13 protein-coding genes are annotated in these 14,587 nt (G+C 62.2%); 11 read left to right on the forward strand and 2 right to left on the reverse strand.

Annotated elements, in window-relative coordinates; genetic code table 11:
* Positions 1-50: 50 nt before the first annotated feature.
* The 6 genes from LD110_RS20015 to LD110_RS20040 all read left to right on the forward strand — a co-directional run bounded on the left by LD110_RS20015 (position 51) and on the right by LD110_RS20040 (position 5,704).
* Complete coding sequence (locus tag LD110_RS20015) at positions 51-674, forward strand: YesL family protein (protein WP_225501501.1); 624 nt, start codon at positions 51-53, stop codon at positions 672-674.
* Positions 675-908: 234 nt separating this feature from the next.
* On the forward strand, positions 909-2,450 hold the full coding sequence (locus tag LD110_RS20020; RefSeq protein ID WP_225501503.1) for an extracellular solute-binding protein: 1,542 nt from the start codon (positions 909-911) through the stop codon (positions 2,448-2,450).
* Positions 2,447-3,427, forward strand: coding sequence for a sugar ABC transporter permease (locus LD110_RS20025; RefSeq protein ID WP_225501505.1), 981 nt, complete (start codon positions 2,447-2,449; stop codon positions 3,425-3,427). Before LD110_RS20020 ends, LD110_RS20025 begins: the two co-directional genes overlap by 4 nt.
* Positions 3,427-4,299: a carbohydrate ABC transporter permease gene (locus LD110_RS20030; RefSeq protein WP_225501507.1), complete on the forward strand. Its 873-nt coding sequence runs from the start codon at positions 3,427-3,429 to the stop codon at positions 4,297-4,299. Before LD110_RS20025 ends, LD110_RS20030 begins: the two co-directional genes overlap by 1 nt.
* Positions 4,300-4,326: 27 nt before the next feature.
* On the forward strand, positions 4,327-4,995 hold the full coding sequence (locus LD110_RS20035; RefSeq protein ID WP_225501509.1) for a rhamnogalacturonan acetylesterase: 669 nt from the start codon (positions 4,327-4,329) through the stop codon (positions 4,993-4,995).
* Positions 4,996-5,005: 10 nt separating this feature from the next.
* Positions 5,006-5,704 (forward strand): DUF1961 family protein, encoded by a 699-nt coding sequence (locus LD110_RS20040; RefSeq protein ID WP_225501511.1) that lies wholly within the window; start codon positions 5,006-5,008, stop codon positions 5,702-5,704.
* Between the two features lie 164 nt (positions 5,705-5,868).
* On the opposite strand, the gene LD110_RS20045 is transcribed toward LD110_RS20040, so the two are convergent.
* Entirely contained in the window at positions 5,869-6,912 is a 1,044-nt protein-coding gene (locus LD110_RS20045) for a LacI family DNA-binding transcriptional regulator (protein WP_225501534.1), read from the reverse strand.
* A 211-nt stretch (positions 6,913-7,123) separates the two neighbouring features.
* On the opposite strand from LD110_RS20045, the gene LD110_RS20050 reads away from it, so the two are divergent.
* The 5 genes from LD110_RS20050 to LD110_RS20070 all read left to right on the forward strand — a co-directional run bounded on the left by LD110_RS20050 (position 7,124) and on the right by LD110_RS20070 (position 13,562).
* Positions 7,124-7,516, forward strand: a complete 393-nt coding sequence (locus LD110_RS20050; protein WP_225501513.1) for an L-rhamnose mutarotase — start codon at positions 7,124-7,126, stop codon at positions 7,514-7,516.
* On the forward strand, positions 7,513-8,679 hold the full coding sequence (gene rhaI, locus LD110_RS20055; RefSeq protein ID WP_225501514.1) for an L-rhamnose isomerase: 1,167 nt from the start codon (positions 7,513-7,515) through the stop codon (positions 8,677-8,679). Before LD110_RS20050 ends, rhaI begins: the two co-directional genes overlap by 4 nt.
* A 5-nt stretch (positions 8,680-8,684) precedes the next feature.
* Complete coding sequence (locus tag LD110_RS20060; protein WP_225501516.1) at positions 8,685-10,724, forward strand: bifunctional aldolase/short-chain dehydrogenase; 2,040 nt, start codon at positions 8,685-8,687, stop codon at positions 10,722-10,724.
* Complete coding sequence (locus tag LD110_RS20065) at positions 10,721-12,322, forward strand: rhamnulokinase family protein (RefSeq protein ID WP_225501518.1); 1,602 nt, start codon at positions 10,721-10,723, stop codon at positions 12,320-12,322. Before LD110_RS20060 ends, LD110_RS20065 begins: the two co-directional genes overlap by 4 nt.
* Positions 12,323-12,524: 202 nt before the next feature.
* Positions 12,525-13,562 (forward strand): acetylxylan esterase, encoded by a 1,038-nt coding sequence (locus LD110_RS20070; protein WP_225501520.1) that lies wholly within the window; start codon positions 12,525-12,527, stop codon positions 13,560-13,562.
* A gap of 74 nt (positions 13,563-13,636) precedes the next feature.
* Here LD110_RS20070 and LD110_RS20075 read toward each other — a convergent pair whose 3' ends face one another.
* On the reverse strand, positions 13,637-13,933 hold the full coding sequence (locus LD110_RS20075; RefSeq protein WP_225501523.1) for a DUF6480 family protein: 297 nt from the start codon (positions 13,931-13,933) through the stop codon (positions 13,637-13,639).
* Between the last annotated feature and the right edge of the window lie 654 nt (positions 13,934-14,587).

Here is a 14,587-nt window from a genome sequence, read left to right on the forward strand (position 1 = left end):
TCATCACATCTGGAAATTTTGGCCCTCGAGCCTACGCATTATTCGACACTGTGGCTTGGATCGCCTGCCTCAACATGCTGTGGCTGGCTTTTACCCTGCTCGGCGGTGTGGTTTTCGGCGTTGGACCCGCAACGGCGGCGGCCCATGTGCTTGTTCGTCGTCGTATCCGCGGTGATGGAGCCAAGTTGGTTCGCAGCTTCGTCCGTGAATACTTCGGCCACTTTGCCAAGGGCAATGCCCTCGGTGTCCCGGTGCTTCTCGTGCTCGCGGTGCTGGCCCTGAACTGGAACTATTTCTCCGCCGCTCCCGACCTGGGCTCGCAGTTCGCTGCCATCGGAATTCTTCTCGCCGCGCTGATTGCCGTCGGTGCTGCGTGCCACCTGTTCCCTATGTATGCCCGTTACGAACTCCCGCTCCCCAAGTATTTGGTGATGTCCCCCCGCTTTGCCCTTCGGCATTTGGCTGGGACGGCCGTGCTGCTCTTGGTGACTGCGGCTGCGATTTTCGCGTGCGGCGTGGTGCCTGGATTGATTCCCTTCTTTGGTATTGGCGCCTGGTTGTACCTCACAGGATGGCTGTGCGACCGCTTCTTCACCGCCAATGACGAGGAAATGGCCGGGAAGTTGGCTGAGGGTGCGGGCGTGGCCGACACCCTTCTCCCTGGCAGTCAGTGAAACGTATCAAGAGTTCAACAGTTCCTCGGTCTGCCAGCGATGGAAGGGTCGCTGAGCCTAGCGGCACCGCGGAACCCAACAACGCCCGTCAACCCAACGGCGTCGGGGAACCTGGCCACGCCACGGAACCTAGCCACGCCACGGAACCCAGCTGCGACCCGAGCCTCGCCGACCAAGAGACCTCGTCAACAACCGACTTACCCGCACCAATTACTCGACCTCGAAGGAGAGATCATGTCCCGTCCCCTCATGCGCACTGCTGGTGCAGCGGCCGTCCTGGCCGCGGCGCTCGCCGCGTCCGGCTGCTCCGGAGCGTCGTCCGGAGCATCGTCGGACCTTGGCACCATCACCATGATGGCGCCCTACTTCGAAGCACAGCCACCGGCCGCCGATGGTGCCGCCATGAAGAAGCTCGACGAAATCACGGGCAAAAACCTGAACGTCACGTGGGTCCCGAACAGCTCATACGAAGAAAAGACCAACATCACGCTCGCATCGTCGGAAATCCCGCACGTGATGATCATCCAGAGCAAGTCGCCGGGCTTCGTCAAGAACGCGGAAGCCGGGGCGTTCTGGGACCTGACGGACAAGCTCGCCAAGTACCCCAACCTGAAAACCACCATGCCGGAGGTCCAAAAGAACGCCTCGGTAAACGGCAAGGTCTATGGGGTGTTCCGCGGCCGTTCACCCATTCGTGCATCCGTAATGTTCCGCCAGGATTGGATGGACAAGCTGGGACTCCAGCCGCCCAAAACAGTAGAGGACCTCTACAACATCGCCAAGGCGTTCACGGAACGGGACCCCGACGGCAACGGCAAGAACGATACCTGGGGAATCACCATCCCCAAGTGGGGCGCGCTTGGAACCAACAGCCCCTACGACATCATCGAAGAATGGTTCGGCGCCGGCAACCGTTGGACCGAGCGTGACGGGAAGCTAGTCCCGAGCTTCGAAACCGATGAGTTCCTCCAGGCTGACCGTTTCATCAAGAAGATGGTTGACGAGAAGCTGATCAACGCAGATTTCGCTACATTTGACGGCACCAAATGGAACGAGCCGTTCCTCAACGGTAAAGGCGGAATCATCGTCGATGTAGACTCCCGTGTCAGCCAGATAGTCGGCTTGTTCAAGCAGGCTGATCCCGCCAACTACACCACTAAGGTGGGCTTCGTAGGCAACCTCACCGGACCCGACGGTAAACTCAGGGCCCACCCCACCGACGGCTACGCTGGCTTCATCGCCATCCCCAAGGCCAAGGTTCGCACGGAGGCCGATCTCGACCAGGTCCTGAAGTTCCTCGACAAACTCAACTCCAAGGATGCCGCCATTGTCCTGAACAACGGCATCGAGGGTGTCAACTTCAGTGTCAAGGATGGCAAGGCCGTCCCGGTAAGCCCGGAAACGCCTGAGGCCAAAGCGGTCAACGCCGACGTCAAGAGCGGCTTGGCCCAGTTGGGAATGAACGTGGCGGGCAACCAGTTCTACCAGCCCAAGCAGGCCAGCGACTACGAACAGAAGGTCTACGACCGTCGTATCGAGGTAATGGCTGAGGACCTCAAGAGCGCCGTTTACAACCCTGCAGCTTCGCTGGTCTCTCCCACCTATGTTGCCAAGGGTGTCCAGTTGGACAACATCGTGGCCGACGCCCGCATCAAGTACCTGGCTGGCCAGATCGACGAGCAGGGTCTGAAGGACGCCATCAAGCTGTGGAATACCAGCGGCGGCGACAAGGTGAAGGACGAGATCAACAAGCTGTGGCAGGACAGCCGCAAGTGACTGTGACCCAGCTTGAGTCCGGGGAGCGGGAGGCGACTTCTTCAAAGCGCACGCCGCCCGCGCCCCGGCGGCGTCGCAGTTTCGCGGTGCACTTCGCCCACTACAAGTGGCTCTACCTGCTGCTTCTTCCGGGCCTGGCCTACTTCATCGTGTTCCGTTACGGGCCGATGTACGGGGTCACCATCGCATTCAAGGACTTCGTACCCTTCCTGGGGATCAACGACAGCCAGTGGGTTGGTTTCCGGCATTTCCAGGATTTCTTCGCCAACCCCGATTTTCCCCGGCTGCTGGGCAATACGCTGATCCTGGCGTTCCTGAACCTGGGCGTTGGATTCCCGCTGACCATCGTCCTGGCGCTGCTGCTCAACGAGGTGCGACTGACAATACTCAAGCGCACTGTGCAGACGCTCGTGTACCTGCCGCACTTCCTGTCGTGGACTATCGTGGCGTCGCTAAGTTTCCTGCTGTTCGCCCTGGACGTGGGACCGCTATTCACGTTCCTGAACGGGGTGTTCGGCACACACGTTGATTTCCTGTCCAACCCCAACTGGTTTAGGCCCCTTATAGTCCTTCAGGACGTCTGGAAAAACACCGGTTGGGGGACCATCATTTTCCTGGCCGCCCTGGCCACCGTGGACCAGGAGCAATACGAGGCCGCCGTGATCGACGGCGCCGGACGGTTCCGCCGCATCTGGCACATCACCCTGCCCTCCATCCGGTCCACGATCATCGTGATGCTCATCCTCGCTGTCGGGCAGGTCCTGAACACCGGTTTCGAGCAGATCTACCTCATGACCAACGCCCTGAACCGGAGCGTGGCAGACGTGTTCGACACGTATGTGTACTTCGTTGGCATCACCCAGGGCGCCTACAGCTACAGCACCGCCGTCGGCCTGTTCAAATCCGTGGTGGGCATCGTGCTCATCTTCGGTACCAATTGGGTCGCGAAGCGGTTCAACCAGAGCGGATTGTTCTGATGAAGGTTTACAACACTACTGGCGGACGCATTTTCGACGCCGCCAACTACGTTTTCCTTGCCGCCATCGGCATCCTGGCCATGCTGCCACTTGTGTACGTGTTTGCCGGCTCCTTCGCCACGGACGCGGAAATCACCCGCCGCCCGTTCTTCGTCTGGCCCGAGCAGTTCACCACTGCTGCGTACGACTACATCTTCGCCACCCCCACGTTCCTTAGGGCCCTGATCACCACAGTGCTGGTCACCGTAGTCGGAACCTTGATTCAGCTCACGCTCACGGTGACCATGGCCTACCCGCTGGCGAAGAGGGGGTTGACCGGCAGGCGGCTGATCCTGAACATGGTGGTCTTTGCCATGGTGTTCTCAGGTGGCATGATCCCCACCTTCCTGCTGGTCAAGGACCTGGGCCTGCTCAACTCCTATTGGGCGCTGATCCTGCCCGCGGCGATCAACCCGTTCAGCCTGATCATCATCAAGAACTTCTTCCAGGACCTTCCCACCGAGCTGGAAGAATCCGCCAAGGTGGATGGAGCCACCGAAATTGGAATCCTATGGCGAATCCTGCTGCCGCTCTCCAAACCGGTGCTGGCCACGTTCGCCCTGTTCTATGCCGTGGGGATCTGGAACGACTTTATGTCCCCGCTGTTATACCTGAGCGACAATTCCATGTGGACCCTGCAGATGTACCTGCGCCAAGTTACCGCCTCCGCCGATCTGCTGGGAACCGGCAATGTAGATCCCACCTACGTCCCGCCGGAACAAGGCATCAAATTTGCGGTCATCGTCGTCGCCACCCTGCCCATCCTGCTGTTCTACCCATTCCTGCAGAAACACTTCGCCAAGGGCATGCTGATCGGCTCCGTCAAGGGTTGATTCACCAACCAGACCTGAAAGGACACAATGAAAATCCTGCTTGCCGGCGATTCCACCGTTGCGGCCTGCCCCAGCTACGAGTATCCAATGAGCGGTTGGGGCGCCCAGCTTCCGCAGCGGGTGTATTGGTGGGCTGCCGTGCACAACTACGCGAAGGGCGGCGCCACCACAGAGTCTTTCCGTGAGGAAGGTCTGTGGTACCAACTTCTGCATCAGGCCGTGAAGGGTGACCTGGTCCTCATCCAGTTCGGCCACAACGACCAAAAGCGTGCCCACCTCTCCGCCCGGGGTGGCTACGCTGACAACCTCGGCCGTATGGTGGCCGAAGTCCGGTCGAAAGGGGCGGTGCCGATCCTTTGCACGTCCGCGGAGCGTCGCCATTTCGAGGGAGGCGTCTTGAAGGAGACCCTGGCCGAGTACGCGTCCACAGTCCGTGAGCTGGGCAGGGAACTGGACGTGGACGTCGTCGACCTTAACGCTTGGACCCGCTCCCTGTACCTGGGGCTCGGTGAGGAGGAATCCAAGCAACTCTTCTTCCACTTCGCCCCGGGCGCCCACGCGCACTGGGCAGGAGGCCTCCAGGACGACACACATTTCCACGAGGAGGGCGCCCGCCGCATCGCCGCCCACGTCGCCGAGCAGCTCGACGTCCTGGGCTACAAGCCAGAGCCCGATTTCGCCGAAACACTGGCCTAGGGGCCGTCTGTTGGAGACCGCAAAGCTGCTGTACGCCAACCCCCTCAACGGCCCCGCCGCCGTCGACGGCTGGGTGGCCGAGGGGCCCGTCGTGGCCGGAACCTATCCAGCCGGAAAGTACGACGGCGGCAGAACGCCTGGCGCCGGGACAGCACTTGAGTTGTCTGGATCCTTGGACGACGTCGAGTTCGGCGACCACGCGCACTGGACCTTGTGGTGCCCGGAGATGTTCCCGGACAGCATCCGGATCAGCTGGGAGTTCCTTCCGCTGGAGGAACCCGGTTTGGCAATGGTGTTCTTTTCGGCGGCCGGGCATGGGGGAGAGGACCTGTTCTCTCCCCGCCTGGCGCGCCGCACCGGCTACTACCCGCAGTACCACTCTGGCGACATGGACGCCCTGCACGTGTCCTACTTCCGGCACAAGTATGAGTCGGAGCGGGCCTTCCGGACGTGTAATCTCCGCAAGAGCGCCGGATTTGAGCTCGTTGCGCAAGGCGCCGATCCCCTGCCTCCCACGGAAGACGCCGTCGACTTTTACCGCCTGGAGGTGATCAAGGACGGGCCTCGCGTGGCCTTCTCGATCAATGGGCTGTTGCTGTTCGATTGGGAGGATCCCTCAGACCGGATCCTCGGACGTGGAAGGATCGGCTTCCGGCAGATGGCCCCTTTGCGGGCCGCGTATAGGAACCTGGTGGTCGAAAAGCTCTGAGCCGTTTTGAAAACCTGCCGTCCGTCTCTTTTTTGAGGCGGGCGGCAATCCTTCTGATGTGGGCTCAGCATGGGTGCTTTAGCCGAAGGCAACCCGCACAGGTTTGAATTTGAACGGTCCGCTGCACTCGGGTCCCTATACACGGGAAGCTGGCTGGCTAATTTCTAGGAAACCGCTGTCAGCACCGCCGGCGCTCCCACGCCTGCGGTGCTTTGCCGCACCACAAGCTCGGGTGTGAACACCACGGCGCGGTGCTGCGGGTGCTGCGTATCCAGCTCTTCGGCCAACAGTTCGATGGCCGTGCGTCCCAGGGCCTCCGTGGGCTGGCGGATGGAGGACAGTGGAACGACGGCGGACACGGCGAAGTCGATGTCGTCATAGCCGATCAGGGCAATGTCGTCCGGAATTTTGATGCCGTTCATCATGGTGAGCGACTGCATAACGCCCAGGGCTATCAGGTCGTTCGCGCAAAACACGGCGTCGGGCCGTTCGGCTGGGTCGCGCTCCACCAGCTTGTTGCCCACGCGGCGGCCGGCCAGGACGGTCATGTTCTCCGAGTCCAGCACCTCGAGCCTGGCACCGGAGACTTCTTGCACAGCGCGGGTGGCGCCTTGCAAACGGTCGGACACCTGGCGGATCGACGTCGGGCCGCCCACAAACGCCAGCCGACGGCGCCCCAGGTCAAGGAGGTGCCGCGCTGCAAGGTACCCGCCGGCGTCGTCATCCACTGATACGGAACTGAAGCCGGTCTCATCGGCCTTCCGGTCAAGCAGGACCGTTGGGAGTCCCCGCTCACGAAGGGCTTCCATGCGTTCGGAAATATCGCCGACGGGGGAAATCAGCAAGCCTTGGACGCGCTGTTCCTGGAAAAGGTCAATGTAGTGGGATTCGCGGTCGGAATCGTGCCCGCTGTCCCCGAGCAGCACCGCGCTGCCATTGAGTGCCGCGGCGTCTTCCGCTGAACGAACCACCGAGGTGAAGAATGGGTTTCCGACATCCAGGACTACGACGCCGATAGTCCGGCTTTGGCCCGCGCGCAGCTGCCGTGCGGCGTCGTTGCGGACAAAGCCGAGCTCGTCGATGGCTTTGAGGACCCTCTCCTTGGTTCGTTTGGAGACCCTGTCCGGATAGTTCAGGACATTGGACACCGTGCCCACCGCCACTTTCGCGTGGTTGGCCACATCCTTGATGCTTGCTGCCCGAGTCATGCTCATTCACTTCTCCCTGGGGGACTAATTGGGCCTGTGGGAGGCCGACAAGCAGACGGTTGGAACTCCTTGACACCCGTCTGAATTCCAGAGTACTTTGAATCGTAACAATGAAACGATTCAAAGTTCAGCAAAGTTCAGTGAATTTCATGAAGACACTGAAACAGCCTTGAACGGATCGTCCGAAACTTTTTCGAACACAGGGGTTCACATGAGGGTCTGCTTCCGCTCGAGCGTCCAGCCGTCGCTGCTGGACGAATACAAGCGACGCCATGCAGCCGTCTGGCCTGAAATGCTCAGTGCACTCAAGGAAGCCGGCTGGAACAACTACTCGCTGTTCCTCGATCATGACGGCACACTGATCGGCTACCTGGAATGCGATGACTTTCAGGCCGCAAAGGCCCGGATGGCGCTCAGTGAGGTTAATGCCCGCTGGCAGGCCGAGATGGCCCTCTTGTTCAAAGACGCCGACGTTCCGCCCGATGAAGGCTTCCGGGTACTCGACGAAGTGTTCAATCTCGAAGACCAGTTCGCCGGCAGGGAAGCCCAGCTCGCAGTAGCAACTGAAACCTCCAAACCATCACACCGAAAGACAGACCGATGAACCACATTGACACCGCGCTGGGCCGCCTTGGGGAGTTGGCCATTGAGGTCCCGTCCTGGGCCTACGGGAACTCCGGGACGCGATTCAAGGTGTTTGGTACGCCTGGCACTCCGCGCACGGTCCAGGAAAAGCTTGCCGACGCCGCCAAAGTCCACGAGTTGACGGGCCTGGCGCCCACAGTCGCCCTGCATATTCCGTGGGACAAAGTGGACGACTACTCGGCGCTGAGGAAGTACGCGGAGGGTCTGGGCGTTGGGCTCGGAACCATCAACTCCAACACGTTCCAGGATGATGAGTACAAGTTCGGTTCGCTGACCTCGTCAGACGCGTCCGTCCGCCGTCGTGCCATCGACCACCACTTGGAGTGCATCGACATCATGCACGCCACGGGTTCCCGAGACCTGAAGATTTGGCTCGCCGACGGCACCAACTACCCGGGTCAGGACGACCTCCGCGGCCGCCAGGACCGCCTGGCCGAGTCCCTCCAGGAGATCTACGAACGGCTCGGCGAGGACCAGCGCCTGGTGCTCGAATACAAGTTCTTCGAGCCCGCTTTTTACCACACCGACGTCCCGGACTGGGGCACGTCCTATGCTCAGACGCTGGCCCTCGGCGAGAAGGCCTTCGTCTGCCTTGACACCGGTCACCATGCACCTGGCACCAACATCGAGTTCATCGTGATGCAGCTTCTGCGACTGGGCAAGCTGGGTTCCTTTGACTTCAACTCCCGCTTCTACGCCGACGACGACCTGATCGTGGGTGCCGCCGACCCGTTCCAGCTGTTCCGCATCATGTTCGAGGTGATCCGTGGCGGTGGCTTCGGTGCGGATTCCGGTGTCGCTTTGATGCTAGACCAGTGCCACAACCTGGAGGAGAAGATCCCGGGCCAGATCCGTTCGGTGCTCAATGTCCAGGAGATGACTGCCCGGGCACTGCTGGTGGACACGACCGCCCTGGCCGAAGCCCAGCGCAGCGGTGATGTCCTGGCCGCCCACGGCATTTTCACCGACGCGTTCTACACCGACGTCCGCCCGGCCCTTGCCGAGTGGCGTGAATCCCGCGGCCTCCCGGCCGATCCGCTGGCAGCCTTCAGCGCCAGCGGCTACCAGAAGAAGATCAACGAGGACCGCGTTGGCGGTCAGCAAGCCGGATGGGGCGCATAAAGAAGATGGCATCGAACAAGACTGTTGAAGAGCTGATTGCACGTTCCAACCGACTCGGCGCGGACAAGCGCAACACCAACTTTGCAGGCGGCAACACCTCCGCCAAGGGTGTCCAGAAGGACCCGGTGACGGGCGACGACGTCGAACTCCTTTGGGTGAAAGGCTCCGGGGGTGACCTCGGGACACTGACCGACAAAAACCTGGCGGTGCTCCGCTTGGATCGCCTTCGGGCGCTCAAGAACGTCTACCCCGGCGTCGACCGTGAAGACGAAATGGTGGCCGCGTTCGATTACTGCCTGCACGGCAAGGGCGGCGCCGCGCCGTCCATTGACACCGCCATGCATGGCCTGGTGGATGCCGCCCACGTTGACCACTTGCACCCTGACTCCGGCATCGCCATCGCGACGGCGGTGGACGGCGACGCGCTGACGTCCAAGATCTTCGGCGAGAAGGTCGTGTGGGTTCCGTGGCGTCGACCGGGCTTCCAGCTGGGCCTAGATATCGCAGCCATCAAGGAAGCAAACCCCCAGGCCATCGGTACCATCCTGGGTGGCCACGGCATTACCGCCTGGGGCTCCACCAGCGAAGAGGCCGAGGCTAACTCCCTGTGGATCATCCAAGAGGCAGAGAAGTACATCGCGGAGAACGGCAAAGCCGAACCGTTCGGGGTAAAGCTGCCGGGCTACGCCAGGCTGCCTGAAGGCGAGCGCAAGGCCAAGGCGGCTGCCCTGGCTCCGGTCATCCGCGGGCTTGCCTCAGCTGACAAGCCCCAGGTGGGTCACTTCAGCGACGACCAGCGTGTCCTGGAATTCCTGGAGGGCGCCGAGCACCCGCGCCTTGGCGCGCTGGGTACGTCCTGCCCGGATCACTTCCTCCGCACGAAGGTCAAGCCACTCATCCTGGACCTGCCGGCGGATGGCTCCATTGAGGCCTCCGTTGCCCGCCTCAAGGAACTCCACGCCGCTTACCGCGCGGACTACCAGGCTTACTACGATCGCCATGCAGATGCTGATTCCCCGGCCATCCGCGGCGCGGATCCGGCTATCGTCCTCGTTCCGGGCGTGGGCATGTTCTCCTATGGAAAGGACAAGCAGACCGCCCGGGTGGCAGGCGAGTTCTACCTGAACGCCATCAACGTGATGCGTGGAGCCGAGGCTATTTCCTCCTATGCCCCAATTGAGGAATCCGAGAAGTTCCGCATCGAGTACTGGGCCCTTGAGGAAGCCAAGCTCGCCCGCATGCCCAAGCCCAAGTCGCACGCGACGCGCATCGCCTTGGTGACCGGTGCGGCGTCGGGCATTGGCAAGGCGATCGCCACCCGACTGGCCGCTGAAGGAGCCTGCGTGGTGATCGCGGACCTCAACCTGGAGAACGCCAGGGCTGTCGCGGAGGAACTCGGCGGTTCCGACGTCGCAGTGGGGATCCAGGCGGACGTGACAGATGAAGCCCAGGTGCAGGCCGCCGTCGACGCCGCAGTCCTTGCGTTCGGCGGGCTGGACCTCATTGTCAACAACGCCGGGCTGTCCATCTCCAAGCCGCTTCTCGAAACCAGTGAGAAGGACTGGGACCTGCAGCACAACGTGATGGCCAAGGGCTCCTTCCTTGTGTCCAAAGCTGCGGCCAAGGTCCTCATTGACCAGGGTTTGGGCGGCGACATCATCTATATCTCCTCCAAGAACTCCGTGTTCGCGGGCCCCAACAACATCGCGTACTCCGCCACGAAGGCCGACCAGGCCCACCAGGTTCGCCTGTTGGCGGCTGAGCTGGGCGAATACGGCGTCCGGGTCAACGGCATCAACCCCGACGGCGTGGTCCGTGGCTCCGGGATCTTTGCCGGCGGCTGGGGTGCCAAGCGTGCCGCGGTCTACGGCGTCGAAGAGGAGAAGCTGGGTGAGCACTATGCACAGCGCACGCTCCTGAAGCGCGAAGTCCTGCCGGAACACGTAGCCAACGCGGCCGCCGTGTTGACCAGCAGCGAACTGTCCCACACCACGGGCCTGCACGTGCCGGTGGACGCGGGCGTCGCCGCGGCCTTCCTGCGATGAGCGGGACCGCTTCCGGCGGCCGCAGTGCTTCCGGTGGGCACAGTGCTTCCGGCGGGCACGGTGCTTCCGGTGGCTCGGGCACTCCCGGCGACGGCGGCAGGGTCTTCGCCGCCGTCGATATCGGGGCGTCTTCCGGCAGGGTGATGCTCGGCCGGGTGGACGCGGGCGGTTTTGGTGCGTCGCTGGAAACGGTGCACCGTTTCCCCAACGGGGTGGTGGAGTTCGACGGCGGCCTCCGCTGGAACTTCGACGCCCTCTACGCTGAGGTGCTCAAGGGGCTGGCGGCGGCCGCTGATGCGGCCGCCGCGGGCGGCGAGAAGATCATAAGCATCGGCATCGATACCTGGGCCGTGGACTATGGACTCGTTGACCCCTCCGGCGAGCTGGAGGCCCAGCCGTACAGCTACCGTGATGAACGGAGCCGTACCGCAGTTGCCAGGGTCCACCGGCTCATCGACGAGCAGCGACTCTACGCCACCACGGGTCTGCAGTTCCTGCAATTCAACACGATCTACCAGCTGGCCACCGAGCCGGAGCTGAACGGAAAGCAAGCCTTGCTCATCCCGGACCTGCTGGCGTTCAAGCTAACGGGACAGCGCCGGACGGAGGCCACCAATGCCTCCACCACCGGCATGTTTGACGCGGTGGCGGGGGAGTGGGCCACAGAATTCTTTGACCCGCTGGGACTGCCGAAGAACCTTTTCCCGCCGCTAGTCCAGCCCGGCGAGACCATCGGCGTCATCCTGCCGGAGGTCGCGGCCCTAACCGGACTGGCGCCGGACACTGCCGTTGTTGCGGTAGGTTCCCATGACACAGCTTCGGCGGTGGCGGCCGTCCCGGCGGAGCGTGAGGACTTTGCCTATATTTCCTCCGGCACCTGGTCCCTTGTTGGCGTGGAACTCGACAGCCCGGTGCTTAGCGAAGCCAGCCGTCTGGCCAACTTCACCAATGAGCGCGGCGTGGACGGCACCATCAGGTACCTACGCAACGTAGGAGGTTTGTGGCTGCTGAGTGAGTGTCAGCGGACGTGGACTGCTCAAGGGTTTCGGCAGGAATTGAGCGCGTTGCTCGAGGCGGCAGCCGCCCTGCCCGCCGGCGGGCCGCAGATTAACGCAGACGATCCTGCGTTCATCGCTCCCGATAACATGCCCGAGCGTATCCACGCGGCGGTACGCGCCACCGGCGAGGTGCTCCAGGAGCGGCCCGCCGCCGTCGTACGTTGCATCCTGGACAGCCTCGCCGCCGGCTACGCCCGCACGATCGCCGACGCCGAGAGGCTGTCCGGCAAGCGGACATCAGTGGTCCACATCGTGGGCGGAGGTTCGCAGAACCGGCTGCTCTGCCAACTCACCGCAGACGCGACGGGCAAAACGGTCATCGCCGGACCGGTGGAGGCGACGGCACTGGGCAATGTCCTGGTCCAGGCCCGGGCAGCGGGATTAGCGAACGGCGGCTTGCCTGAACTTCGCCGGCTAGTGGCTGCCGCCACAAGCCTGCAGCGTTACGAGCCGTCAGGAACCCTGGCGCGCGGAGGAACCTCGGAGCGAGCAGGAACCTCGGAGCGCGCAGGAATACACCTTCAGGAAATGAGTCAATAGGTATCGCACCATTGGCCCACCCTCTCGGGTTTGTACGCAGGGAATGCCTTAGAAACGTTTTCAGGGACGTTATCTGTACACAAAGTCCAAAGCGCAGGGCCTGACGAGGAGGAGTTGCTTGGCAACCCTTCCGCTGTTGGTGTGGCCTTGCTAAGCTCTGGATTGCGCTTTCCCTCATTAATGTGACCCTTGGAAATGGATCATGCCCCTTTTTGACCTTCCCCTTGAGCAACTCCACGACTACCGCTCCAGCGTGGCTTTGCCCGCGGACTTTGACGCGTTCTGGGACCAGACCCTTGCTGAAGCCCGGAGCTACGCTTTGGACGCCAATTTCGAGCCGGTGGAGAACTACCTCACCGTCATCGACAGCTTCGACGCGACTTTCGCTGGCTACGACGGCACTGCGATCAAGGCTTGGCTGCACCTGCCCGCAAACCGACCGGCCGCCGGTTCTGGAAATGACGGCGCTGGGCTGCCTGTCGTCGTCGAATTCATCGGCTACTCGGGCGGCCGCGGGCTGGTCAACCAGAACACCCGCTGGGCGCAGGCGGGTTACGCACACTTCATCATGGACACGCGCGGCCAGGGTTACGGCGGGGTGTCCGGAGATACCCCAGACCCGCATCCCTCCGCGGGAGGCGTCGCTTATGCCGGACTGATGACGCGCGGCCTGGAGAGTCGCGAGGATTACTACTACCGGCGCGTCTACGTCGACGCCTTCCGAGCCATTGAGGCGGCGCAGTCGCACCCCGACGTCGATCCTTCCAAGGTAATCGTGACCGGCATCAGCCAGGGCGGCGGCCTCGCCATCGCGGCGGCTGGCCTGGCGGCCGGAAGGCTCGACGGCGTTGTGGCGGCCCTGCCGGATGTGCCGTTCCTGCAGGACTTCCCGCGCAGCATCGATATTGCCTCCCGCGGCCCGTACCCGGAGATCGCCTCGTTCCTGGCCCGCCATCGCGGACGCTACGAGGCGGCCCTGGAGGTGTTGGCGTATTTCGACGGCGTTAATCTCGCCAGGTGCGCTACCGCGCAGGCACTGTATTCAGTGGCGCTGATGGACGACATTTGTCCGGCCTCCACAGTGTTTGCGAGCTTCAACAACTACGGAACCAACGCTTCGGCTGGGGCAGCTTCCGTGGGCAAGGACATTGAGGTTTACCGCTTCAACAACCACGAGGGCGGTCAGGAACACCACTGGATGAGGCAGCTCGAGTACCTGCGGAAGGTGCTGCCGTCCTAAGGCCTGAGGCGCGGTACCTGGCTTGGCTTCGGCCGCTCGACGCCAAGGCTTCTGTGGTCGCTGTCCTCGGCGCTTTATTCCTCGTGACCTTGGTCAGCGCTCATCGAGTCTTCGGCCGGGGGCGTTTCGCCGGGAGGAACTCCGCCGCCCGGTTCCAGGCCTGTGATGGTGGCATCGATGGGGTCGGGGTTGGCTGAAGCTGCAGGATCGGGCCTTTGGTCGTCCTCGTCCCGGGCGGTGCCTGAAGAAGCGTCACCGCGTTCAATGTCTCCCTGTTCCACCTCGTCCCTGCTGTTTAAGTCTTCGTCCGGTTGTCCCACAGCGTCTGCTCCGAAGGTTGCAGGATCGTCTTCGGGATCGTAAACATGCATGGTTCTTTCCTCCTCGCATTGTTTGACCCGCCGTGCGGCCACCCTATGCCCCGCGCCGGGACGGGGCAAGGGACCGTTCACCCAAGTGGCACTCAAATCCGTGTAATTGACCACTCATTCTGGATGTGGGGACCACCTACTGACCTGGGGGAGCACTAAGGTCTGTTGGAAGATCGACCCATCAATCTGGCGGGTCTATGGCGATTACCGTGGGAGAGCAATTGGGGGAGATCTACCTGTATGCCGATGAGAAATTGTGCTCTGCGTGTGGAAGGCCTCAACGTCGTGGGGCTTGCAGGTAGCCGACTATGGTTTGTGGCGCTGCAACGCCGATTGGAAGGTAAGGCGTGCAGCTGGCTCGAGCCCTGCATTTTGCCGACGTTGAAGACTGATTTCCGACCTTGGGGTGTGGCGGTGGGCAACGCTTAAAAAGCTAGTGCCAGCTATCCTTACGGAAGACTTCCCTGGGAGGTCTTGTCACTGGCACTCCCCATACAAACCAAAGGAGGCCTCGATGTCAAGGCAACGCATTGACTCATAGAAAACCTCCGCGCAGCCCGATACGTTGCCTCATTTGAAACCTCCGCGTAGCGGCGTGGTTGAGGGTGTTGGCGGCGGGTGCGGGTTATGCCCGTTTTCTATGGAGCTGACGAT

Origin of the sequence: Arthrobacter sp. M4 (genome assembly GCF_020251205.1) — a bacterium.
Classification (GTDB): domain Bacteria; phylum Actinomycetota; class Actinomycetes; order Actinomycetales; family Micrococcaceae; genus Arthrobacter.